This window comes from Nonlabens ulvanivorans (assembly GCF_000732625.1).
Lineage (GTDB): Bacteria > Bacteroidota > Bacteroidia > Flavobacteriales > Flavobacteriaceae > Nonlabens > Nonlabens ulvanivorans.
The window spans coordinates 1-452 of record NZ_JPJI01000039.1 but is presented as its reverse complement, the minus strand read 5'-3'; the positions used below and the strand labels follow the sequence as shown (position 1 = coordinate 452).

1 pseudogene is annotated in these 452 nt (G+C 43.6%); it reads right to left on the bottom strand.

What is annotated here, in order from left to right:
• Positions 1 to 452: pseudogene (locus IL45_RS15185) on the bottom strand (hypothetical protein); the annotation flags it as partial.

Genomic DNA, 452 nt, shown 5'->3' with positions numbered 1-452 from the left:
CACAGTCTCCCATGCTCGTAGCTGGTACGGTTGCAGCTCCATCTATATAATCACATGCATCAGTTGGATCCGTTCCATTTGCTATCTCAGCACTATTTAGAACACCATCTCCATCACAATCAGCGGACAACCATGGCTCCGCCTGAGTCCCATTTACCACATCATCTTCATTGTAATCACAAGGATCATTTAAATCGGTTCCATTAGGACCGGCAATACCATCCATATCAGGATCTAGTTCTAAACCATTAATTACACCATCTCCATCACAATCAGCATTATACCAATCTGTGTTGTTATCTGATAAATCAACATTAGCAAGTTCCACTCCTACACAAGGATCAAACGGAGCTGGATCATCTCCATTAGTCTCTCCATCTCCATCACAATCGGCGGCTTGCCAGATTGGATTACTCGTATCGGCTGTACTTCCTGCTGTAAATACACATGGA